The 23,259-nt window shown below is 62.5% G+C and carries 23 protein-coding genes and 1 pseudogene; 17 read left to right on the forward strand and 7 right to left on the reverse strand.

The genetic code is table 11. The features are described from left to right. The first annotated feature begins 27 nt into the window (after nt 1-27). Nucleotides 28-363: an ArsR/SmtB family transcription factor gene (locus ROSMUC_RS05165; protein WP_037270446.1), complete on the forward strand. Its 336-nt coding sequence runs from the start codon at nt 28-30 to the stop codon at nt 361-363. A gap of 12 nt (nt 364-375) precedes the next feature. Here the strand turns inward: ROSMUC_RS05165 and ROSMUC_RS05170 are convergent, their stop codons facing one another. Further along, nucleotides 376-1,269, reverse strand: a complete 894-nt coding sequence (locus ROSMUC_RS05170) for a DMT family transporter (protein WP_102105878.1) — start codon at nt 1,267-1,269, stop codon at nt 376-378. Beyond that, nucleotides 1,266-2,147: a LysR family transcriptional regulator gene (locus ROSMUC_RS05175; RefSeq protein ID WP_037270449.1), complete on the reverse strand. Its 882-nt coding sequence runs from the start codon at nt 2,145-2,147 to the stop codon at nt 1,266-1,268. The genes ROSMUC_RS05170 and ROSMUC_RS05175 overlap by 4 nt, the downstream gene beginning before the upstream one ends. A 120-nt stretch (nt 2,148-2,267) precedes the next feature. Between ROSMUC_RS05175 and ROSMUC_RS05180 the strand changes: the two genes are divergently transcribed. The 14 genes from ROSMUC_RS05180 to ROSMUC_RS05245 all read left to right on the forward strand — a co-directional run bounded on the left by ROSMUC_RS05180 (nt 2,268) and on the right by ROSMUC_RS05245 (nt 15,641). Further along, the gene (locus ROSMUC_RS05180; protein ID WP_037270308.1) at nt 2,268-2,816 is read left to right on the forward strand and encodes a hypothetical protein; all 549 of its coding nucleotides are present in this window, start codon (nt 2,268-2,270) and stop codon (nt 2,814-2,816) included. 156 nt (nt 2,817-2,972) lie between these two features. Then, complete coding sequence (gene ffh, locus ROSMUC_RS05185) at nt 2,973-4,478, forward strand: signal recognition particle protein (protein WP_037270309.1); 1,506 nt, start codon at nt 2,973-2,975, stop codon at nt 4,476-4,478. 73 nt (nt 4,479-4,551) lie between these two features. Next, a complete protein-coding gene (locus tag ROSMUC_RS05190; protein ID WP_037270311.1) occupies nt 4,552-5,115 on the forward strand; it encodes a GNAT family N-acetyltransferase in 564 nt (187 codons plus the stop codon). A 34-nt stretch (nt 5,116-5,149) separates the two neighbouring features. Further along, nucleotides 5,150-5,446 (forward strand): chorismate mutase, encoded by a 297-nt coding sequence (locus tag ROSMUC_RS05195; RefSeq protein ID WP_037270313.1) that lies wholly within the window; start codon nt 5,150-5,152, stop codon nt 5,444-5,446. 48 nt (nt 5,447-5,494) lie between these two features. Further along, entirely contained in the window at nt 5,495-5,872 is a 378-nt protein-coding gene (gene rpsP / locus ROSMUC_RS05200; protein ID WP_037270315.1) for a 30S ribosomal protein S16, read from the forward strand. Between the two features lie 18 nt (nt 5,873-5,890). After that, nucleotides 5,891-6,520 carry a 5,6-dimethylbenzimidazole synthase gene (gene bluB, locus ROSMUC_RS05205; RefSeq protein WP_037270317.1) on the forward strand — a complete coding sequence of 210 codons (630 nt, stop codon included), beginning with the start codon at nt 5,891-5,893 and terminating at the stop codon, nt 6,518-6,520. A 34-nt stretch (nt 6,521-6,554) separates the two neighbouring features. Beyond that, complete coding sequence (gene rimM, locus ROSMUC_RS05210) at nt 6,555-7,064, forward strand: ribosome maturation factor RimM (protein ID WP_037270319.1); 510 nt, start codon at nt 6,555-6,557, stop codon at nt 7,062-7,064. After that, nucleotides 7,061-7,864 (forward strand): tRNA (guanosine(37)-N1)-methyltransferase TrmD, encoded by an 804-nt coding sequence (gene trmD / locus ROSMUC_RS05215; protein ID WP_037270321.1) that lies wholly within the window; start codon nt 7,061-7,063, stop codon nt 7,862-7,864. The genes rimM and trmD overlap by 4 nt, the downstream gene beginning before the upstream one ends. A 247-nt stretch (nt 7,865-8,111) precedes the next feature. Next, nucleotides 8,112-8,495, forward strand: a complete 384-nt coding sequence (gene rplS, locus ROSMUC_RS05220) for a 50S ribosomal protein L19 (protein ID WP_037270323.1) — start codon at nt 8,112-8,114, stop codon at nt 8,493-8,495. A gap of 11 nt (nt 8,496-8,506) precedes the next feature. After that, nucleotides 8,507-8,728 carry a 50S ribosomal protein L31 gene (gene rpmE, locus ROSMUC_RS05225; protein ID WP_037270324.1) on the forward strand — a complete coding sequence of 74 codons (222 nt, stop codon included), beginning with the start codon at nt 8,507-8,509 and terminating at the stop codon, nt 8,726-8,728. Between the two features lie 464 nt (nt 8,729-9,192). Then, nucleotides 9,193-10,548, forward strand: coding sequence for a bifunctional UDP-N-acetylglucosamine diphosphorylase/glucosamine-1-phosphate N-acetyltransferase GlmU (gene glmU, locus ROSMUC_RS05230; protein WP_037270326.1), 1,356 nt, complete (start codon nt 9,193-9,195; stop codon nt 10,546-10,548). Further along, nucleotides 10,548-12,371 carry a glutamine--fructose-6-phosphate transaminase (isomerizing) gene (gene glmS, locus ROSMUC_RS05235; RefSeq protein ID WP_037270328.1) on the forward strand — a complete coding sequence of 608 codons (1,824 nt, stop codon included), beginning with the start codon at nt 10,548-10,550 and terminating at the stop codon, nt 12,369-12,371. The genes glmU and glmS overlap by 1 nt, the downstream gene beginning before the upstream one ends. A gap of 106 nt (nt 12,372-12,477) precedes the next feature. After that, entirely contained in the window at nt 12,478-14,790 is a 2,313-nt protein-coding gene (locus tag ROSMUC_RS05240) for a rhamnosyltransferase WsaF family glycosyltransferase (protein WP_245875115.1), read from the forward strand. Between the two features lie 11 nt (nt 14,791-14,801). Next, on the forward strand, nt 14,802-15,641 hold the full coding sequence (locus tag ROSMUC_RS05245; RefSeq protein WP_037270330.1) for a hypothetical protein: 840 nt from the start codon (nt 14,802-14,804) through the stop codon (nt 15,639-15,641). A 47-nt stretch (nt 15,642-15,688) separates the two neighbouring features. Here ROSMUC_RS05245 and ROSMUC_RS05250 read toward each other — a convergent pair whose 3' ends face one another. Together ROSMUC_RS05250 and ROSMUC_RS05255 are read right to left on the reverse strand one after the other, a co-directional pair. Further along, nucleotides 15,689-16,363, reverse strand: a complete 675-nt coding sequence (locus ROSMUC_RS05250; RefSeq protein WP_037270331.1) for an ABC transporter ATP-binding protein — start codon at nt 16,361-16,363, stop codon at nt 15,689-15,691. Nucleotides 16,364-16,376: 13 nt separating this feature from the next. Next, a complete protein-coding gene (locus tag ROSMUC_RS05255) occupies nt 16,377-17,648 on the reverse strand; it encodes a KpsE/RkpR family capsule polysaccharide export protein (RefSeq protein WP_102105871.1) in 1,272 nt (423 codons plus the stop codon). Nucleotides 17,649-17,775: 127 nt separating this feature from the next. On the opposite strand from ROSMUC_RS05255, the gene ROSMUC_RS05260 reads away from it, so the two are divergent. After that, on the forward strand, nt 17,776-18,504 hold the full coding sequence (locus ROSMUC_RS05260; RefSeq protein ID WP_245875116.1) for an ABC transporter permease: 729 nt from the start codon (nt 17,776-17,778) through the stop codon (nt 18,502-18,504). On the opposite strand, the gene ROSMUC_RS05265 is transcribed toward ROSMUC_RS05260, so the two are convergent. Next, complete coding sequence (locus tag ROSMUC_RS05265) at nt 18,494-19,546, reverse strand: hypothetical protein (protein WP_037270334.1); 1,053 nt, start codon at nt 19,544-19,546, stop codon at nt 18,494-18,496. The two genes, ROSMUC_RS05260 and ROSMUC_RS05265, sit on opposite strands and share 11 nt — an antisense overlap. A 147-nt stretch (nt 19,547-19,693) precedes the next feature. Here ROSMUC_RS05265 and ROSMUC_RS05270 point away from each other — a divergent pair, with 147 nt between their 5' ends. Then, nucleotides 19,694-20,527, forward strand: coding sequence for a sulfotransferase family 2 domain-containing protein (locus tag ROSMUC_RS05270; protein WP_037270335.1), 834 nt, complete (start codon nt 19,694-19,696; stop codon nt 20,525-20,527). On the opposite strand, the gene ROSMUC_RS20810 is transcribed toward ROSMUC_RS05270, so the two are convergent. After that, complete coding sequence (locus ROSMUC_RS20810) at nt 20,514-22,910, reverse strand: calcium-binding protein (protein ID WP_146005669.1); 2,397 nt, start codon at nt 22,908-22,910, stop codon at nt 20,514-20,516. The two genes, ROSMUC_RS05270 and ROSMUC_RS20810, sit on opposite strands and share 14 nt — an antisense overlap. A 143-nt stretch (nt 22,911-23,053) precedes the next feature. Then, a pseudogene (locus ROSMUC_RS05280) lies at nt 23,054-23,259 on the reverse strand (calcium-binding protein); the annotation flags it as partial.

Genomic DNA, 23,259 nt, shown 5'->3' on the forward strand with positions numbered 1-23,259 from the left:
GGGCGTACGCTTGGGCTTATGAAGGGCATGCACACTGCGCCCGCCCTCGATATGGTCTTTGCCGCCCTCGCCGATCCCACCCGGCGCGCGATCCTGTCGATGCTGCTGGAGGATGACATGGCGGTGACGGATGTGGCCGAACCCTTCGAGATGAGTCTTGCCGCGATTTCCAAGCATCTGGTCATTCTGGGCCGCGCCGGGCTGATCACTCAGGAACGCCGGGGCCGCGTGACATGGTGCAAGCTGGAACCGGACGCACTGCGCGATGCCTCGATCTGGATGCAGAGCTTTGGGCAGTTCGAGGCGGTCAATCTTGATGCGTTCGAGCGGTTTCTCAAGGCAGAACTGCCGGATGAGGGCTGAGGCGCGGTGGCGCTATCTGATCGCGGCACTTTCATCCTTTAGCAACAGCACCAGCGCAACCACCGTCAGCCCCACCCCCATGAGCACCACCGGCTGTGGCAAGGGATGCCCCAACGCCGTCTGCCAGAGCGCAACCCAAGTGGGGGTGAGATAGGTATAGGCCATCACCTTGGCACTGGGCAGGTTGAGGCTGGCGTATTGCAGGCAGACAAAGGTTATCGCCGTGGCAAAGACCGCCGTGTAGACAATGGTGATCCAGACGATGGCGGGCAAGCTTGACCAATCGGTCGCGCGCAGGTCGCCCCAACCTGCGGCTGTCACCAAGAGCGCCGCCCCAAGCATCGTCCCAAAGGAAAACACCACCGGGCGCTCGCCGCGATTGAGGCGGCGCACCAGCGGCGTATAGATGGCATGGGCCGCGCAGCCGAAGAAATAGATCGCCTCGCCGCGCCCGACCTCGAACGCCATGAGCGCCGAGACATCAGCGCGAAAGATGACCCAAAGCGCGCCCATCGCCCCAACGCCCAAGGCAACCGCCATGCGCGGAGTTGTGATCTGGCGCAAGAGCAGATAGCCGGCGATGCCCGCCATGATCGGGGTGAGGGTAAAGACCGCCGCTGCCGACACCGGCGCTGCGGTCTTGAGCCCCTCGAACATCATCACGAAATAGAGTCCCATCGCACCGCCAAGCAGCAAGTAGCGCCACGGGGCCGACCATGTGCCGCGCGGAATGCCTCGGCCCAGCATCGCCCCCGTGCCGAGGATCACGGCGGCCAGCAGAAATCGCGGTGCGTTGAGCGCGGCAGGCGCAATATGCTGCGCCGCCATGGACCCCAGCGCGAACGACCCCGCCACCAGCCCAGAGAAACAGAGCATCGCGAGATGCCCCTTGAGGGCTGGTGTCACGCCACTGGCCACGCCGCTGCGCGCTCCTTGAGATGGCTCAGGAACGCCTGAACCTTGGTGGTGCGGTGCAGGTCCATATGCGTCACCAGCCAGAGGGGTGCGACCCATTCGGGACGGGGCGGCATCACCTGAATGAGCCCCGGCATTTCCGCCGCCTGCAGGACGGAGGTGAACCCGATCCCGGCCCCGGCGAGAATTGCATTACGCTGTGCGTGCACATCGCCCGAGCGAAACACGATGGCCTCAGTCGGCACATTCTCTTGCAGCCAGCGCAGGAACGGCGCGCGCGTCTTGGGGTCATCGGCCCCGATGAACCGGTGCTTGGCCAGTTCCTCGGGCCCCTTGAGCAGGCCGTGGCGTGCCACATAGCCCTCGCTCGCATAAAGGGTGAATTGCTGTTGAAAGAAGGGCTGTACCACATTGTCGGGTTGATCGGGCACCGAGCCTGCCCGGATCGCCACATGCGCCTCGCCATATTCCAGCCGAAACAGGCGGTCGCCGGTCAGATAACGCACCACCAATGCCGGATACATCTCTTGAAACGCGGCCAGCACCGGCACGAGCAGATGGCTCAGACCGCCGACCGAGGTCACGACAAGCTCGCCCGACACGTCATTGCCCTGCCCCTTGATGCGACCGGCCAACTGGTTGAACTGATCATCCGTCGCCTGCGCCACCCGGAGCAGGTCTTCGCCCGCCTCGGTGGGCGTATAGCCGCGCGCATGCCGCTGAAAGAGCTTGACGCCCAGCCGCTCTTCGAGCGCGTCGATATGGCGGATGACGGTTGCATGATGCACGCCCAGCACCTCTGCCGCGCCGCTTACCGTGCCGATCCGCGCCACGTTATAGGCGGTCCGCACCTCGTCCCAATTCTCCATCATACCGATCACCCCGCCCGGCCGCCTCATTGCCGCGCAACTATGCTGCGGCGGCACGGCGGTTGCAATCACCCGCAATGCGCGTAGCATGTCTAAACCCTCACCCAGAACAGAACGCTGATGAAAGTCACGCATAACAGTCCGGATCTGCTGATCCTCGAAGAGATGCCATGGTTCATCGCGATCATGCTCAGCCTCTTTACCCTCACATTCGCGGCGATCGGGCTCTTGGTTCTGTCGCAGACGCTGGTGGGTGGTCTGGTGTTCCTGCTGGTGGGCGGCGGCATGGGGTTGGCGGGCATCGGGGTCTTTGTCGAGCGGTTGCAACTTATCCTCGATGCGGGCACGGACCGTGTGACCCAGCGCTCGCGCACCATCTTTCGCCACCGCGAGACGGTCTTTGACCTCTCGGACCTGATCCGCGCCACGGGCGAGAGCACGCTGTCGGGCGGTGAGACCAGCACCGATCCGTCGCGCGTGCGCCGGCGCGTGCACCGCCCCACGCTCGTGCTGCGCGACGGGGCGGGCGGCCCCCCGCTCTTACACCCGATCACCGAGATCTATGACAGCAGTCGCTCTTCGGCGCAGGCGGTGCGCGCGATCAACCAATGGCTTAGTGAGCTGCGCGGCTCCGACCCCACGCTTGACTCTGCCCCACCCTCGCGCTAAACGCCCCCCAATTCCCGGAGGCCAATGCTTCCGGTCCCGGCCCTGTGTCGGGATCGCCCCCCGTCAGCGCGTTGCGCCCACGGGGGCGTTTATCGTTTGAACCGTTGCCCTTATGTTGGGGGTGACATGGCAGCAACCGGCAAAGGAGCCTGAGCGATGTTTGAAAATCTATCCGAACGCCTCTCTGGGGTCTTTGACCGGCTGACGAAACAGGGCGCGCTATCCGAAGAGGATGTGAAAACCGCCCTGCGCGAAGTGCGCGTGGCGCTCTTGGAGGCCGACGTCTCGCTGCCGGTCGCGCGCGATTTCATCAAGACCGTCGAGAGCCGCGCCACCGGGCAGGCCGTCACCAAATCCGTGACCCCCGGCCAACAGGTCGTCAAGATCGTGCATGACGCACTGGTCGAGACCCTGCGCGGCGCGGGCGATCCCGGCGCGCTCAAGATCGACAACCCGCCTGCGCCAATCCTCATGGTCGGCCTGCAAGGCTCGGGTAAAACCACAACCACCGCCAAACTCGCCAAGCGGCTCAAGGACCGCGAGGGCAAGCGCGTGCTCATGGCGTCGCTCGACACCAATCGCCCGGCGGCCATGGAACAGCTGGCCATCCTTGGCAAGCAGATCGGCGTCGATACCCTGCCCATCGTCAAGGGCGAAGACCCGGTTCAGATCGCCAAACGCGCCAAGACGCAAGCGGCGCTTGGCGGCTATGACGTCTACATGCTCGACACTGCGGGCCGGTTGCACATCGACGCAGAGCTGATCGCGCAGGCGGCGGCGGTGCGCGATGTGGCGCAACCGCGCGAGACGCTGCTGGTGGTCGATGGCCTGACCGGTCAGGACGCGGTCAACGTGGCCACAGAGTTTGACGACAAGATCGGCGTGACCGGCGTGGTCCTGACCCGGATGGATGGCGATGGGCGCGGCGGTGCCGCCCTCTCGATGCGCGCGATCACCGGCAAGCCCATTCGCTTTGTCGGTCTCGGCGAAAAGATGGACGCAATCGAAACCTTCGAGCCAGAGCGTATCGCGGGCCGTATCCTCGGCATGGGCGATATCGTGGCGCTGGTGGAAAAGGCGCAGGAAACCATCGAGGCGGCCGAGGCCGAAAAGATGATGCGCCGCATGGCCAAGGGTCAGTTCAACATGAACGACCTCAAGGGCCAGTTGGAGCAGATGCAGAAGATGGGCGGCATGCAGGGCCTCATGGGCATGATGCCCGGCATGGGCAAGATGGCCAAACAGGTCGAGGATGCCGGCTTCGACGACAAGATGCTGACCCGCCAGATCGCCATGATCCAGTCGATGACCAAGAAAGAGCGCGCCAATCCCGCGCTGCTTCAGGCCAGCCGCAAAAAGCGCATCGCCGCCGGGTCGGGCATGGAGGTGTCTGACCTCAACAAGCTGCTCAAGATGCATCGCCAGATGGCGGACATGATGAAGAAAATGGGCAAGATGGGCAAAGGCGGCATGCTGAAACAGGCCATGAAGGGCATGTTCGGCAAGGGCGGCATGCCCGACATGAACGACCCGCAGGCGATGGAAGAGGCGGCCAAGGCCCTTGGTGGCAAGCTGCCCGGTGGCCTGGGCGGCAAATTGCCGGGGCTTGGCGGTGGCATGGGTCTGCCCCCCGGCCTCTCGGGCTTTGGCAAGAAGAAGTGACCATGGCTTCTTCTTGGCATAAATACTCGGATCCGACCGTGCAACCGGCACCCCGCCAGCGGGGGGACCGGCCATGACCCTCACCCAGGCCCCCGTCTTGGAAACCGCGCGCCTGATCCTGCGTGGGCCAGAGGCGCGGGATATCGAGCCGACCATCGCCTTTCTGCTCGACCGGGACCGGTCCGAGGGCTTTGGCTCTTCGCCCAACCGGGGCGATGCCTGGCGCTGGTTCACGCTCAACGTCGGGCACTGGCATATCCACGGCTATGGCTATTTCACCATCGAGATGAAGGAGACCGGCGAGACAGCCGGCATCGCCGGCATCTGGAATCCCGAAGGCTGGCCTGAACCGGAATTGGGCTGGGCGCTCTATGCCGGTTTTGAAGGCCGCGGCATCGCCTATGAAGCCGCGCACCGCGCGCGCCGCTATGCCTATGAGGACTTGGGCTTTGACACGCTGACCTCGAACATCGTGCCGGGCAATACGCGCTCGGTCGCCCTTGCCGAGCGCTTGGGCGCATGGTTCGAGCGGGAGTATGACAACATCCACATGGGCCGTGATCTGCTCTACCGCCACCCCGGCCCCGATGCCGCCTTGGGCCGTGACGACGACGGCTCGGTCGAGGCCTACGCATGATGCACGCTCATTCTTTCAGCCGCCGGAGTCTTGCATGACTGACGCAATCGCGCTTGCCGCGCAGCTTCTCAAGGAACATCGTCAGAGCATCGACCGCCTCGACGCGATCCTCGTCTTCACGCTGGCCGAACGGTTCAAGCACACGCAGGCCGTGGGGAAACTCAAGGCTGAATACGACCTTCCCCCGTCCGATCCCGCGCGCGAGGCGCAACAGATCGAACGGCTCGAAGAATTGGCAAAAGCGGCCGATCTCGATCCCGCCTTTGCCAAGGAGTTTTTGAACTTCATCATCGCAGAGGTGATCCGGCATCACCAGAAGCATCAATCGTAAGGTGGATCTGACCCCCGCCAAACCCACGCCATTAAAGGAGAATATCAAATGGCCATGAAAATCCGTCTCGCCCGTGGTGGCAGCAAGAAACGCCCCTCTTACCGGATCGTCGCCGCCGACAGCCGCATGCCGCGCGATGGCCGCTTTATCGAAAAACTGGGCACCTATAACCCGCTCCTGCCCAAGGACAGCGAAGACCGCGTCAAGATGAACGTCGAGCGCGTGCAGCACTGGCTGGCGCAGGGCGCACAGCCGACCGACCGCATCAGCCGCATGCTGGAAGCCGCTGGCGTCATCGCCAAGAAAGAGCGCGCCAACCTGAAAAAGGCCGTTCCCGGCAAGAAGGCGCAAGAGCGCGCCGCCGAGAAAGCCGCCAAGGCCGAGGCCGCCAACGCCCCTGCCGAAGAGGCAGCCGCCGAGGAATAAGACCGGGAAGGCGCTGGAATGTCGCAATTTTCCAAGGACTTCCAGATTGGCCTGCGCGATCTCATGCGATGGCGGCGCGATGTGCGCCGCTTTCGCCGGGACGCGGTGGACGAGGCTGTGTTGCAAGACTGCCTCGACACCTTCCTTCTCTCGCCCTCTGTGGGGCTGAGCGAACCGTGGCGCGTGATCCGGGTGCAATCACCCGGCGCGCGGGCTGCGGCACTAGAGAATTTCACCGCCGCCAATGCACAGGCCTTGGCGGGGTATGACGGTGACAAGGCGCGCATTTACAGCGGCCTCAAGCTCTCGGGGATGCAAGAGGCCCCGGTGCAACTGGCGGTCTATTGCGACGAGGCGACCGACAAGGGGGCCGGTCTGGGCGCGGGCACGATGCCCGAGATGCGGCGCTATTCCGTGGTGGGCGCGATCACCCATTTCTGGCTGGCGGCGCGGGCACAGGGGCTGGGCGTGGGCTGGGTGTCGATCCTCGATCCCGTGCAATTGTCACGCGATCTCGATGTGCCCGACAACTGGGCCCTCGTGGCCTATCTCTGCGTCGGCTGGCCCGAAACCACAAGCGAAACGCCCGAACTGGAACTGGCCGGATGGGAGAGCCGCCGGCCCACTCTGCCGACCGAGGTGCGCTGATCATGCCCCTATCCGCACAACCGGAGACAAGCCGATGAGCGACAGTGACCGCATTTGCGTAGGGGCCATTGGCGGCGCCTTTGGTGTGCGCGGCGAGGTGCGGCTCAAGAGCTTTACCGCCATGCCCGAGGATATCGCGGCCTACAGCCCGCTCAGCACCGAAGATGGCGCGCGCACCTTCGACGTTACCCTGACGGGCCAGACCACCAATGGATTTACCGCGCAGTTGTCGGGCGTCACCACCAAAGAGGCCGCCGATGCCCTGCGCGGCACGCGGCTCTATGCGTTGCGGGCACAATTGCCCAATCTGCCGGATGACGAATTCTATCACGCCGACCTGATCGGCCTTGAGGTGTTTGACACCGGCGGCGCGATGCTGGGACGGGTCAAGGCGGTGCTCAACCATGGTGCGTCGGACATTCTGGAAATCCACGCGCCGGGGCTTTCCTCGACCATCCTCCTGCCCTTTACCAAAGAGGCGGTGCCAACCGTCGATCTGGCCGCAGAGCGCATCATCGCCGACCCGCCCGATGGTCTGACATGAGCGATACCCCCCGCTCGCATGGGCGCAAATCCATCCGCGCCACCATGACCCCGCGCGAGTTGATCACGCCCACACCAGAGCTGGCGGGCGTCTGGACAGCACGCGTGATCACCCTCTTGCCCCAAGCCTTTCCGGGCGTTCTGGGCGAGAGCCTGACAGGACGCGCGTTGCAGAACGGTCTCTGGGCGCTCAATCCGATCGACCTGCGCCCTTACGGCGAGGGGCGGCATCGCAATGTCGATGACACCCCTGCGGGCGGCGGCGCGGGCATGGTTCTGCGGGCCGATGTCATGGGCCGCGCGATTGACGAGGCGATGGCAGGCACACCGCCCGGCTGGCCCCTGATCTATCTCAGCCCGCGGGGGCGGCGGTTTGATCAGGCGATGGCGCAAGAGCTGTCGCAGCGCCCCGGTGTGACCCTGATCTGCGGCCGGTTCGAGGGGCTCGATGAGCGCGTGATCGAGCATTACGGCATTCAAGAGGTTTCCTTGGGCGATTTCGTGATGACCGGCGGCGAGATTGCAGCACAAGCGTTGATCGACGCCACAGTGCGCCTTTTGCCCGGCGTGCTGGGCAATGCCGAGAGCACGGCCGAGGAAAGCCATTCCAACGGGCTGCTGGAACATCCGCAATATACCCGCCCCGCCGACTGGAAGGGCCGCGTGATCCCCGAAGTGCTGACCTCGGGCGATCACGCAAAGGTCGACACATGGCGGCGCGAGATGTCCGAGCGCCTGACGGCCGAACGGCGCCCCGATCTGTGGGAAAAACACCGTCGCGGCCAATCTGACAAGGCTTGATCCATCCGGCACTTGCCCCTATACACCGCCTAGCTTGGAATCGCTTGGCGGCTCCGGGCGCGTTTGTTATTGGCTACATCTTCCGCCTGACTTTCTTCGGTCGCCTGCGGCAGCCCCGGCAAACGGATCACAGACAAGGACGACCTGATCTCTGGCGGGCGCATCTGCGAACCCGGAAGAAGACCAAGAGCTCTTAGGACGCGAGACACTTTGCGGAAAAAACCGCAAGCAAATCAGGAGAGAAGCGATGGATATTATCGCTCAGTTGGAGGCGGAACAGATTGCCGCCCTCGGGAAGACCATTCCCGATTTCAAAGCCGGCGACACGATCCGCGTCGGTTACAAAGTGACCGAAGGCACCCGCAGCCGCGTGCAGAACTTTGAAGGCGTGTGCATCAGCCGCAAGAATGGCAAGGGCATCGCCGGTTCGTTCACGGTCCGCAAGATTTCCTTTGGCGAAGGCGTGGAGCGTATGTTCCCGCTCTATTCGACCAATATCGACAGCATCGAGGTTGTACGCCGTGGTCGCGTGCGCCGCGCCAAGCTGTATTACCTGCGCTCGCGTCGCGGCAAATCGGCCCGCATCGCCGAGGACGCCAATTACAAGGCCCTGTCGGGCACTTCCGCGTAAGGATTGGTACGATGAAAAAAGACATCCACCCCGATTATCACGTCATCGACGTCAAGATGACCGACGGCACCATCGTTCAGATGCGCTCGACCTATGGCAAAGAAGGCGACACGCTGTCGCTTGACATCGACCCCTCGGTGCACCCCGCCTGGACGGGCGGTAGCTCGCGTCTGATGGATGCTGGTGGCCGTGTGTCGAAGTTCAAGAACAAATACGCTGGCCTCGGGTTCTAAACCCTGTTTCCAGCCGGATACGACAAACGCCGCCCTTTGGGGCGGCGTTTTGCTTGGGGCACAGGCGCAGCTTTACTTTTTGGTAGGAATTGGGGTATAAACAGGACATCCGAAAATCGGTTTTCAGTGTCCGCACCGAAAACGTGACCCTGCGGAGTTGGCGCTCCGCAGGGTCTTTTCTTTCAGGGGGTCAGAGCCCCATCAAGAGCCGGATGATCCCAACGAGCAGCGTCCCCGCTGCAAGTAACACCATCCATTTCCGAAATTCGGTTTCTCTCAGTTTCCTCGCCTCCTTGCGCTGCAATGGGTTGCAGAAAAATTACACCACCCAGTTGACGTGAAGGAAAGGTTAAAACCCATAAATGGGCAGATAAATGCGCAGAAGTAAGTGCCCATTCGGCCCCCGCCCTTGCACCTGTGCCGCAACCGGATAAAACGGACGCAACCGAGGCAGAGGGCGCAGAATGGCGACGGCACTGATCATACTGGCCGCAGGTCAGGGGACGCGGATGAATTCCGACCTTCCCAAGGTGCTGCACCCGATCGGCGGTGCGCCGATGCTGGGGCATGCGATGCAGGCGGGCGCGACATTGGAACCCGACCAAGTGATCGTTGTGGCCGGACATGGCGTCGAGGCGGTGCGTGCCGCCGCACTTGAGTTTGACGAGAGCGCGGAAATCGTGATCCAGTCGGAGCAACTGGGCACCGCCCATGCGGTGGCGCAGGCCGCGCCGCGTCTGGCAGGATACGAGGGCGATGCGCTGGTGCTCTATGGCGACACGCCCTTTATCCAGCCTGATACGCTGGAACGGATGCAGGCGGCGCGCGGCGCCCATGACATCGTTGTGCTGGGGTTCGAGGCCGCCGATCCGGGCCGCTATGGGCGATTGGTGGTGCAGGGCAACGACCTGCTCCGGATTGTCGAGTTCAAGGACGCGACCGAAGCCGAGCGGGCCGTAACGCTTTGCAATAGCGGCGTGGTTCTGGCACCTGCGGCCTTGCTTTTTGATCTGATCGCAGAGGTCGGCAACGCCAATGCGGCGGGTGAATATTACCTGACCGACATCGTGGGTCTGGCCCGCGCGCGGGGGCTGTCGGCCACCGCCGTCACCTGCGACGAAGCCGAGACCATGGGTATCAATTCACGCGCCGAACTGGCGCGGGCAGAGGCCGCGTTTCAGGCCCGCAAACGGGCCGAGGCGCTGGAAACCGGCGTGACCCTCGTCGCGCCGGACACTGTGCAATTCGCCTATGACACATGGCTGGGCCGCGACAGCCTGGTCGAGCCCTATGTGGTCTTTGGCCCCGGCGTGACCGTCGAGACCGGCGCGCATATTCGCGCGTTTTCGCATCTGGAGGGCTGCCATGTGGCGCGCGGTGCGGTGGTTGGTCCCTATGCCCGGCTGCGCCCCGGCACCGAACTGGCCGAACACGCTCGCATCGGCAATTTCGTCGAGGTCAAGAATGCGCTGATCGGCGAAGGGGCCAAGGTCAATCACCTGAGCTACATCGGCGATGCGCGCGTGGGCGACGAGAGCAATATCGGCGCTGGCACCATCACCTGTAACTACGACGGTGTGAGCAAGCATGAAACGGTGATCGGCGCGCGCGTATTCGTGGGCTCGAACACCATGCTGGTGGCCCCCGTCACCTTGGGCGACGGGGCCATGACCGGATCAGGATCGGTGATCACCCGCGATGTGGCCCCGGATGCGCTGGCCATTGCCCGAGCGCCGCAAGTGGACATGCCCGGGCGCGCGCGCAAGCTCTTCGATCTGTTGAAGGCTCGCGCCGGAAAACGCGACAAAGGGGCAATGTGATGTGTGGGATTGTCGGGGTTCTGGGGGATCACGAGGCGGCGCCGCTGCTGGTTGAGGCGCTCAAGCGGCTGGAATATCGTGGCTATGACAGCGCCGGGATCGCCACGATCAACGACGGGCGTCTGGATCGTCGCCGCGCGGTGGGCAAGTTGGTGAATCTGGCCGATCTGCTGGTCCATCATCCGCTGGCGGGCAAGGCAGGGATCGGACACACCCGCTGGGCCACCCATGGGGCCCCGACCGAGGCGAACGCCCATCCGCACCGATCCGGACCCGTGGCGGTGGTGCATAACGGCATCATCGAGAATTTCCGGGCTCTGCGGGCCGAACTGGCCGCCCATGGCATCGCCCATGAGACCGAGACCGACACCGGGACCGTGGCCCTTCTGGCGCATCATTATATGCAGCGCGGCATGAGCCCGGTCGATGCAGCGCGCGCCACGGTTGGCCGTCTTGAAGGGGCCTATGCGCTCTGTTTCCTGTTCGAGAATGAGCCCGATCTGCTGGTCGCCGCGCGACGCGGCAGCCCTTTGGCGGTGGGCCATGGCACGGGCGAGATGTTCGTCGGCTCAGACGCCATTGCGCTGGCCCCGATGACCGACCGGATCACGTATCTGGAAGAGGGCGACATCGCGGTTGTGACGCGCCAAAGCCTGGAGGTCACGGACATCCATGGTCATCTGGCCAACCGCCCCATCAAGACCATCGAGATCGAGGCCGCCCGTGTCGACAAGGCGGGGCACCGGCATTTCATGGCCAAGGAAATCGCCGAGCAGCCCTCGGTCATCGGAGCAGCCCTCGGGCATTATCTGAGCAGCGACGGCACCAGCCTGACCCTGCCCGAGGGCGTGCCGAACTTTGCCCAGATCGAGCGGCTGACACTCGTCGCCTGCGGCACCGCCTATTATGCATGTCTCACCGCGAAATATTGGTTCGAGCAATTGGCGCGTCTGCCGGTCGAGGTCGATATCGCCTCGGAGTTTCGCTATCGCGAGCCACCCGTGAGCCCCGGCACCGTGGCGGTCTTTGTCAGCCAGTCGGGCGAGACCGCCGATACGCTGGCCGCGCTACGCTATATGCAGGGGCGTGCCCGAGAGATCCTCTCTGTGGTCAATGTGCCAGAGAGTTCCATCGCCCGCGAGAGCGATCTCGTCCTGTCGATTCATGCTGGGGCCGAGATCGGCGTGGCCTCGACCAAGGCCTTTACCTGTCAGTTAACCGTGCTCCTGCTCTTGGCGCTCAAGGCTGCGCAGGACCGGGGCCATATCGGGCCGGAACGTCTGGCCGATCTTCTGTCCGGGCTGCGCGCCCTGCCGGCCGCGTTCAACACCGCGATGGAGTGCAGCGACCAGATCAGAGCCATCGCGCGGCAGCTTGCGACCGCCCCAAGCGCGCTCTTTCTTGGGCGTGGCCTGATGTATCCTCTGGCGCTGGAAGGGGCGCTGAAACTCAAGGAAATCAGCTATATCCACGCCGAGGCCTATGCTTCGGGCGAGTTGAAGCACGGGCCGATCGCGCTGATTGACGAGACGATGCCGGTGGTTGTCATGGCCCCCTGCGATGCGCTGTTCGACAAGACTGTCTCGAACATGCAAGAGGTCATGGCGCGCGGCGGGCGAATGGTGCTGGTGTCGGATGCGCGGGGCGTTATGCAGGCGGGTGATTGCGTCTGGCAGACCATCACCCTGCCCGATACAGACCCCATGCTGGCCCCCATCCTCTATGCGCTGCCCGCGCAGTTGCTCGCCTATCACACCGCCGTGGCCAAAGGGACCGATGTGGATCAACCCAGAAACCTTGCAAAATCTGTTACGGTTGAATGACACGGCGGGCAACACAGGTCAGAGACCTTGTGCCGGATGCGCCCGGCTTGCATTGGCAAGAGCGCTCGGTTAGAGCGCAAGCGGTATTTTGATTACTCAGGACATAATGGCACCGCGCATTTTCATCATAATGGCCGTGTTCCAGCCCGAGTCTGCATATCTGGCGGCGCAAATCAGGTCGCTTGCGGATCAGACCCATGCCGAGTGTCATTTGGTGGCGGTCATTGCCGATACGTGTTCCGAGGCGCTGGTCGCCGCGACAGCAGCGGCCGCAGCCCCAAACCTACCCCTGACACTGGTTCCCAGCGACGTTCCACTCGATGCGGTGCGGGCCTTTGAGGCGGGGCTGAGCGAGGCGCTGAACCTGATCGACGCCGAGGGGTTGGACGAGGATGCGGCGTTGATCGCGCTCTGCGATCAGGATGACATTTGGCATGTCGATCGTCTGGAGCGCGGGGTTGCGGCGCTGGCAGCCAGCGGTGCGGATCTTGTTCACAGCGATGCACGCCTTGTCGGGCCGGATGGGACGACCGAGTTGCACCGCTCGATGTTCGCCTTTGAGCGGCGCAAGAAGAAACCCGGCCTGCGTGGCCTGCTGTATCGCAACAATATCACCGGCATGACCACGCTGATGCGGCCCCGGCTGGTGCGGCTGGCGCTGCCCTTTCCACCGCAGAGCGGGGTGCATTTCTACCATGACCTCTGGCTTGGCCTCTTGGCCTCGGCGACGGGCGGAGTGCATCTGATCGACGCGCCGCTGGTGGATTATCGCCAGCATCAGAGCAACGTGATGGGTGCGATTGATCGCAGCCGGGCCAAAGGCCCACGCTGGAAGCGCCCCGACGCCATGTGGATGCGCAAAGAAGCGACTGCCTATGCGCTGGCGCGATACCTTGGACAGTCGACCTATAACCGGCTGAGCGATGCCGTCACCGACGGCCGCCTGAAACATGGCGAGGCCAAAACCGCGCCGCTGCGCCCCTATCTGCGCCGCATGCGCGGGATGGGCATACATCTGCGCGATGCCTTCGCCTTGGGGCTGCAGGGGCACGCAGGGTTGGCGCGGATCGCGGCCGGATTCGCCGTGGTCAGCGTCGGACGCGCCATCTGGAGCCTGCGGGAAGCGCTTGGACCGGGGCTGCGAAATGCTATCGACGCATTTGACACGCGGCTCTATTCGCTGTCGCCGGGCATGTCACCGCGCCCGCCCAAGAGTTTCTCCGGTCCGGCAAAGGCACCGGTCAAGCACGAGTCCATTATCGATCTACGCAAGGAACCGCGCTTTGTGCCAGAGTTCACGGCACCGCATGCCGCGCTGAACATCCTTGTGCCGACACTCAACCCGACCGAGATCTTTGCCGGGATTGCCACCGCGCTCGACATTGGGCTTGGACTTGCGGTGCGCGGCTATGCCGTGCGGTTTATCGCCACCGATCTGCCGTTGTCCTCTCCGGGCACGTCGCGCAGTTTCGTGCTGGGGCGTCTTGGACAGGGCCATGACCGAGAAGCGGCTGCCGCGCGCATCAGCCTGCTATGCGGCGTGCAGAGCAAGACGCTCTCGCTCCATGCCGAGGATATGTTCATGGCTACTGCCTGGTGGAGCGCGCATGTGGCGGAAAAGCTGATCCGGCGGAACGAGATGCCACAGGCACGGTTTCTCTATCTCATTCAGGACTATGAGCCGCATTTCTATGCCTGGGGTCCGGAATTCGCCGATGCCATGGCCAGCTATCACTTTGATTTCGATCCGGTGTTCAACACGACCCTTTTGCGTGACTGGTTTGCCCAGCAAGGGTTCGGGTTTGCCTCAGGGGATGCTCTGTCGTTTCATCCGTCGATCGACATCGCGCGCTATAGCCATGTCGCGCGCCATGCGGCGGGCAACGGGCCACGCCGTCTGGCGCTCTATGGGCGGCCCGATGTGCCGCGCAATATGTATGCCACTGCAATCGAAGCGCTCGCACGGTTTGTCACCCTAGAGAATCTGCGCCCCGAGGAAATCGAACTCATATCCATCGGACAGCATCACGGCGATGTTACCCTGCCGGGGGGCCATGTGCTTCGGAGTCTCGGCAAACTGCCGTGGGAGGATTACCCCGACTATCTGGGCACGGTCGATCTGGGTCTGTCACTGATGTATTCACCGCATCCCAGCCACCCACCGCTGGAAATGGCAGCCGCCGGGGTGCGGGTCGTCACCAATGGCTTTGGCCCCAAGGACCTGAGCCGGTTGAGCCCCGCGATCCTGTCCGTACCCGCCACGGCACCAGATCTGGCCGATGCGCTTAGCACAGCGTGGCACGCCGCCCCGGTAAGCAATTCTGAGCGAGAAATTGACCTGCGCGACCTTGGCAGTCATCCGGAGGACATGATCGACGATCTTGCCAATCGGCTTGCCACACGCCTTGCACGACCCTAGAAGCCTGCCACATGACCCAAAAGATCATTCTGCATATCGGCTCGCCCAAATGTGGCTCGACCTATCTCCAGCGCGTGATGCTACAGAATTCCGAGGCGCTGTTGCAGCAGGGCATTCACTATCCCGCGCCGCCCGGAACCCATCCTGGCAATGCCGGTGATATCGCCGAAATTACCAAGGCCGAAGTGGCCGCCATGTTCGTGGATGGGGTGCACACCGTGGTGCTGAGCCATGAGGATCTCTATTCGCTCTCAAAGCGGGGCATTGCACTTGCAGAGATCACCAAGGAGGCAGGGATTGCGGTGCAGCTTCTGGTTTTCCTGCGCCCCTTCAGTGATTTCGTGTTTGGCGATTATTCGCAATTCATGAAGCAGTTCTTCGATACCTTTCTGGCCGAGCGCAAACCCTATGGCGGGCGTGATTTCGAGACCTTTGCCAAGCGTCGGATCGACACGATGAAGCCCGCAGCGTACCTGACAAACTGGGGCAGGCTGTTTCCCGGTCTGCCACTCATCCTCGACAGTCACCGCAATATCCAACCCGTGCTCGACGCGGTTCTGGGCCATCCCGAGGGCATGATCTGGGAGGTCCCGCATCACGATACCAATCCCTCGTTGCGGATGCAGGATTGCGACATCATCGCGGCATCCATGCTGGATCCGGCCTGTGCGGATGACGATATCCGGCAAATGTTTCTGACCGCGTTTCACCACACGCAAGAGCCGGACATGGGCCGCAGCGCAGAGCGGATCGCATGGCTGGAAGAGCAGTTTCGCCCTCATAACGAGGCTCTGCTGACACAATTCGGGTTTGACAACCGGGCCCCTGTGAGCCGCGAAGACGACACCTGAAAAAGCCCAAAGGGCGGCAGAGGTCGCCCGCCCCGCTAGGACAGGTATCAACCAGAATTTGCTCTGCTGGCTTTCATCAATTCCTGATGGTGCGCGATGGCCTCGTCCACGTCGTCATAGAAGCTGAGGCGTCCATCCTCGAGCACACCGGCAAGGGTGCAGAGGCGTTTGACCTGCGCCATGTTATGCGTCACCATGACCGCCCCGCTCTGCGTGATCCGTTCTGCAAAGAGCAGTTCGGATTTTTCACGAAAGGCAGCGTCGCCGACCGCTGTAACCTCGTCCACGAGATAGGTTTCAAAGTGAATGCCCATCGACACCCCAAAGGCGAGGCGCGAGCGCATCCCGGAGGAATAGGTGCGCACAGGCAGGTTGAAATGCTGGCCCAGCCCAGCAAAGTCCGCGACGAAATCGACAAGCTCCGCCGTGTCCACGCCGTAGACCCGCGCGATGAAGCGGACATTCTGTAACCCGGTCATCTCGGGATGAAAGCTCCCGGCGAAGCCCACTGGCCAGGAAATCGTGCCAGTGCTGATCACCTCGCCGCTGTCGGCGTCCATGGAACCCGCCAACATCTTGAGCAGGCTTGATTTGCCGGCGCCGTTGCGTCCGAGAATGGCCACCGCGGTGCGATCCGGGAACACGGCAGAGATGTTGTCCGCAACCACCTTGCGCCGCCCGTTGAGCACGAAGGTCTTGCACAGGTTGCGTATCTCGATCATCGGACGTGTCCGCTCAGCGCCTGTCGCGCAGGGAGTAGTAGACCATCACAAGAATCGACCAGGACAAAAGCAAGAAGCCCGCAATCATCAAGAGCAACAATTCGCGCCGCGGATACTCTGCGGTTTCGGCCAAGGTCGGCGAAATATGGGTGGCGAGATAGCGCGACTGCCGCTGCGCCTCGGCCAAAGCGACATCGCGCGCGGCAAGCGCCGAAAGATAGCTCTTCTCGGCGAACTGCCGTTCGAGTTCGAGGGCCTGATATTCTTCGATCAGTTCCGAATACTGCTGAACACCGGACACGCCAGACGCCCCGCCGAACGTCGAACGCTCTTCGTCGATCAATTTCTGGATCGCCGCGATCTTGCGGTTGGCCTGATTGACGCGCGGATCGTTCTGGTTGGCGTTATCGAGCAAAAGCTCTAGCTCGATCTGTGCCTCGGCCATCTGCGCGTTGAGCGAGTTCAACAGGCCCATCTGACCCTGAACATCGGCCGCCGGATCGACAATCTGTGTCCGATTGCGGAAACTGGTGAGCGACCTGTTGGATACCTTGAGCCGATCCTCGGCGCGCGCCAGTTCTTCCTCGGCATAGCGCATGGCATCAGCGCGGGCGATGGCCGACAGCTGATTTATCATGTTGCTGCTCTCGGCAAACACCACTTCGGCCACGGCCTTGGCATCCTGTGGCTCAAAGGCGAGCACACGGATTTCCACCAGGCCACTGCTGCGGTCATAGAAAATCTTGACCATGCGCTGCCAGTAAGACAGCAGCGCCTCGATCCTTGTATCTTCTCCGAGCGTGAACACCGGATCGCCAGAGCGCTGGTAAATCCGCGCCATGTCGAGTTGATCGTCCACGGCGCGCACGATTTGCGGGCTCTGGATGAATTCGTAGAGAATGTCCGTGTCTGAGGAACTGGACCCCGACAACTCGGTGATGCCGCCCAAAAGTTCGATGGCAGAGCCGATTTCCTCTGTACGCACCGAAAAGCCGACATGGCTTGCGTATTGGTCGCGCGCGACAGTGTAGAGATACCAGCCCGACACCGCCACAGGCAGGACCACCCAAAGAACAAAGCTGAGAACAATGATCACATGCCGCAGGCGCAGGCGCGCTGGTTTGGCAGGCGGCCGCACGGGCGTCTTGGGGGACGGGGCCTGAACCACGTTCGGACCCGGTCCGGTTTTGGGGGCGGCACCCTGCTCAGAGGGTTGGGCCACTTTTTCCGCAGGTGAATTGGACTGGTTCAAATCGTGCTCTTTGGTCTGTTGTTGTCCGATCATATCTGTCGGATGGGGATTTTCTATCAAAGGACAGGGTGATACACCATCCGTCAAGATGACAAATGTAACCTTTCCCCCTGCCCTGCCCCGCAAGCGGACGGGCACCGTCCAGACGGTAATCGCGCTGATGCTGCGCGAGATGTCTGCGACCTATGGGCGCTCTTCACTGGGGTATCTCTGGGCCATTCTGGAACCGGTGGCGGGTATTTTCCTACTGACCTTCGTCTTTTCCCTGGCGTTCAGAAGTCCAAGTCTCGGCACCAGCTTTCCGCTGTTTTTCGCGACGGGTATTTTGCCGTTCATGGCCTATATGGATGTGAGCAACAAAATGTCGGTTGCGCTGCGCTACTCCAAGCAGTTGTTGTTCTATCCCGGGGTCACATACACCGACGCACTCATTGCGCGTTTTCTTCTGAATGCCATCACAAGCATCATGATTGCGGTGATCCTCTTGCCCCTGATCATCATTTTCTATGATCTCAATGTCATCATCGACATGAAGGCTATTGCCTGGGGCTACATGCTCGCGTTTGCGCTTGGGGCGGGTATCGGGACGCTAAATTGCTTTCTGCTATCGGTCCTACCGATCTGGGAACGGGCATGGGCGGTCTTGAACCGCCCTCTTTTCTTGGTTTCCGGCGTCATTGTCCTGTTTGATACTGTGCCTCTGCCCTATCGGGACTGGATGTGGTGGAATCCGTTGACCCACCCCATCGGACTGGTGCGCAAGGGAATTTACAGCACCTATGACGCCACCTATGTCTCGTCGGTTTATGTGCTGGCCGTGTCGGGCGTCACGCTGGCGCTTGGTCTGTTGCTGCTGCGCCGATATCACCGGGATATCATCAACTTCTGATCCGCAATCCCGTCACAGAGCGTTTGAGCCGGCTCAAGCCGCGCAAGATTTGACTGTGCCTGCGCAAGTGGCTTTGGCCGTCTACATGATAAGCCGCAAGAATGCCTGCGGCCTCGGCCCCCAGCGGAATTTCGCTTGGGTCGTCGTGCTCTGGCACCATGTCGAACGCTGGAACACCGCCAAGAAAGTTGCGCGCGAGCGCGGCATTCGAGGTCTCACAATTCTGCAAGAGACGTTGCCGGCGGATATGGGTCAGCAGGAACCGCCGCTTTGGCACGTGGACCAACCGTGGGGCCACGTCAAAGAAGCGGTCCACCTCCTGCTGAACAAGCGACATGGAAACGCCCCGATCCAGCATCGCACGCTTGAGGTAGCGCGCAGGCTCTATAAGGCCGGTCGGCGGGCTGACATTGTGATGCCTTCGGCCGGCGGCCCCCTGTGGCAGCATATCCGCAACACCCAGCACCTCAAGAAACCGGCGCACGGCGTAGTCAGGCCCTTGCTCTGGTCTCAAGGGCACCGCGATCACATTGTCATGCCCCACGAAGCGGGACCAGTTCATCAGCATGGCGTTATAGTTCAGCACCTGCTTTTCGACCCGTTCGTCCAGCAGCGCCACGATTCCCCGGCGCCAGTTTGCGCCGCTTTTGACATGCTGCTTGTAGTCGGACTCGATCCACAGATCCTGACGGCGGAAATAACAGATCAAACTGACATCGAAGCCGGCATGGCGGATGCGCGCAATCAGATCCTCCGCGACAGATCCACGGGAGACGCCAAAGAGATACTCGGAACTGAGGATCACATCGCCTTCGGCACGCAGGAAATAATCGAGAAGCGCCCACCCTTGCCGAGGGTCGCCCGTGATCAAGGCATTGGCGAGATGGCTGGCATTCCCCTGCTCGGGAACCTGCGCGCCGGGGGCGAAGGCATAATGCAGCCCACGCGCAGCCAGATCGTTGGCATGCTCTGCGAGAAAGGCCTGAATCGACGTCGTGGCACATTTCGGCATTCCGACATGCAGAAAAAGGCGCTTGGCCATGATGATCGAATGCCCTCCAGTCGGTCTGGCGCAACCTAATAACCCAAGCCGCGCGAGACAAGGCGCAAAAACCCCACCTGCGCGTTGCCAACCAAGGCCCCGCGCATTAAGCCATGAAGGACGAACCTTGGGTCAAAGGCGGGGCGCATGGGCTGGCGCGGCTATATTCATGATGACAGCAGAACCGTGTTCTTTTGGTCGCAAAAGGCGGCCTGCACCACGCTGTTCAACTTTATCGCCGATAACATGCCGTCGCGCCCGGCCCAGAAGCAGTATTTTCACACCAGCAGCGCCCCTTTTCGCGGCTGTGCCGAGGCACTTGTGACACGCAACTATCGGTCGGTGATCGTCGTGCGACATCCGGTAACACGGATCACCAGCGCCTATTTCAACAAGTTCTGCATCTATCGCGGCAGGCCACTGCACTCCCGTGCGGATCTGGAGCCCTTTGCGCAGGACCTCCATGATATCTATTGCGCGCGCACCGGGGCCGATGCGCAGGACAACAGCATGTCGTTTGAGGCGTTTCTGGACACGATCGCGCATCTGCATGCCAGCCGTCCGCGCCCTGAGAACCTGATCAACGGTCATTGGGAAACGCAGGTGCCCGCCTTTTACAAGGAGGTGGGCATCCACTACGATTACGTGGTTCATGTCGAGCGGTTGGATGTGGAGCTATCGCGGGTCGCGCGTAAGCTGGGATTGCGGCATACACCGCGCGTGCTCAACCGCACCCGCCTGCCGGAAACCCCGGTCGAGGGCTATCTTGGCAAGCTCTCGGCGCGCCAGTTGAGCGGCATGAAATTCAACTACGAAAATTTCATTTCGCCCGAAACACTCGCGACGATCCGGGGCATTTACGACATTGATTTCAAGACGCTGGGTTATCCACTCGATCCGCGGGACGGGTTTCATGGCACCGGATGGGCCGGTGTGCTGAACCGGACCTTTCCAGCCTTGGGGCGCCTCACAGGAAGATGAAATCGTCGCGCGACAGACTGGCCGCCGTCACATCATCCAGCAGGATTTCATGGCCCGCGTGGCGCAAGAGTGCACCCGCGTCGGCATCCTGAATGTCGAGCGCGAGAAAGCGGCCCGTCAACCCCTGCCCTTCGATCCCAGCCAAGCGTAAGCGATCCTCTCCAACCTGAAAATCAACGATCACATCACGTTCGCCTGCGGTGAATTCGTTGAACACAAAGACATCGGCCCCCTCTCTGCCGATAAGCCGGTCATGGCCAGCACCGGCGTTGAGCGTATCATTGCCGGGCCCTCCATCCAGCAAGTCATTGCGCCCGCCGCCTGCCAGAAAATCATCCCCCGCACCACCCAGCACGGTATCGTCGGCCTCGCCTCCGCCCAGCGCGTCGTTGCCGTCGCCCCCGTCGAGCAGATCGCGCCCGGGACCACCGCCGATACGGTCATCGCCGCTGCCGCCGCGCACCGTGTCATGGTCGAAGCTGCCCGCGAGCCGGTCATTGCCCGCCTCGCCTTCGAGCAGATCGCGCCCCGGCCCGCCGCTCAGAATATCGGCACCGTCGCCGCCAAAGAGGGTGTCATCGCCCGCGCCGCCCCCCATCGTGTCATTTCCCGCCTGTCCGTCGAGCCGGTCCGCCCCATGACCGCCACCCAGATTGTCATCGCCCGCCCCGCCATCAATGCGGTCATTCCCGTCGCCCCCGGCAAGGCGGTCGTTGCCTGCATCGCCGCGCAGGGTGTCATTGCCAGCCTTGCCCGCCAGCGTGTCGGCCTCGGCTCCGCCTTCGAGCAGGTCATCGCCCGCGTCACCCACAAGCAGACGCGGAGCAACACCGGGCAGCACAGGCGGCGGCACGGGTGGTGGCGGCACGGGTGGCAGGCTCAACTGAGGTGGGGCCACCTGCACCGGCCCCAGGGTCACATCGAGATGCGAGACCAAAGGCAAGAGCAGATCGGGTAGATCCGTGACGGCAAAGGCCCCGCCTGCCGCATTGCGCAGCTCCAACTCCTCTTGCCCAGAGCGCAGCACGCCCCCCGTGCTTGTCGAGACAAAGTCCAACTGCCCGAGATTGCGCAACATCGGCCAGAGTGAGAGGTCGAGCCGATCCTCGCCAAGGGTGAAATCGGCAATGACATCGCGCAGCCCATCCGCCCTGAGGACAAAGACATCGGCCCCCGCGCCCCCAATCAGCGTATCCGCGCCGGGACCATCGCTCAGCGTATCGTCGCCCTCTGCACCGTCGAGCACCCCGTTTCCGCTGCCGCGCGACAAGAGGTCATCGTGTGCGCCACCTTCAATCCGAGCCGCATTGCCGTGCAGAACCAGACCCAAAGGACCGAGATCCACACGAAAGAGACTCAGCCCCGCCTCACCCGCTGCCGTCACCAGAATGTCGATCCCGCCTGCTCGGACCTGCGCCGCAAGACCCGAGACACCGTTAAGGGCAAAGGCCGCCTCGTCCGCAAGCGTATCGAGATGCAACAGCCGCCCCTCTGCGGTCAGGCGCAAAAGGCTGAGCCCTGCGTCCCGGCCTGCGACCAGCACGAAAACATGCCCCTCAACGGTCACCACCTCGAGATGGGACACCCCAGCGAACCGCGTCGCAAGCCCGTCGATCACGTGATCCACGACATCTAACGCGCCGCTGCTGCCGACGCGAAGCACCGTCAGGCTGGAGCTGTCCGCTGCGGCGAGGATCAGAAAGGACTGCCCGGCAATCTCCGCCGGGGCGAGCGCCGTGATCGTCTGCACCGGCAGGCTGTCATTGTGCCCAAGGCTGGTCACGGGTTCAAGCCCACCATCCTCCAAGAGACGCAGGGCCGTTATGCCGTGTTCCCGGGCAGAGGCGGCAAAGACGAATACCTCGCCAGCCCTGTCAATCACCGCGATGTCGGAAATGGCGCGCAGATAGAGCGTATCGCTATCCGACACCGTGATGCCTGCCTGCACGCTCTGATCGGGACCAAGGACAAAGCTCGAAAGACCCGCGCCATCTGCGGCGGCAACAAGCAAGAGATCTCGCCCCCCGAACCGGCCAGCAAGAAGGGTAGAAGCCTGCGTTTGCACCGCACCCTGCCCCAGAAACCCCGGCACGCCGCTGCGCAGCCCGGCATCCCATGCAACAAGCAGATCCGACAACAGGCCCGGGGGCAGCGCGCCCTGCCTATCCCCGACCGTGACGGCAATGCGTGGTGTTGCCTCGTGAAACCACGGCGCGTCTAGCAACGGGCCGGAGGCGGTGGCGCGCACGGCACGGCTCTGACCAGCGGCGAAATCGGCCAGTAAAAATCCCCCGTCCGGCAGGGGCGTGATCGCCACCACTGGACGCGCAACCTCGAAAGTCGCCGCGCGACTCGTCCCGATATGGGCCAGATTGACCGCCATGTATATCCACCCGTTTCCCGCGTCCCCACGCGAGACCCAAGGTGGCAAAGCAAGGCTGCCATGCGCTTAACAAATCATGGCAGCCTTGCGGCATTTACCGAAAGTTAAAAGAAAACAGGCGGCGGCGCAGAGGCCGATGTCGACTACAGGAACTGGAAATCCTCGACCGTCAGCTGCGCCGCCGTGACGCCCTCGACAAGGATGGTGTTGCCATTCACACTCATCTGCGCACCGCCCTCTACATCAACGATATTCATCGCCGCAACGAAACCTGCTAGGCCATTGCCACCGTTGGTGATATTGGTCTCGCCCGTATCCGGGTCTACGCGGCGGATGAAGAAGCTGTCGA

Source organism: Roseovarius mucosus DSM 17069 (genome assembly GCF_000768555.3).
Classification (GTDB): Bacteria; Pseudomonadota; Alphaproteobacteria; order Rhodobacterales; family Rhodobacteraceae; genus Roseovarius; species Roseovarius mucosus.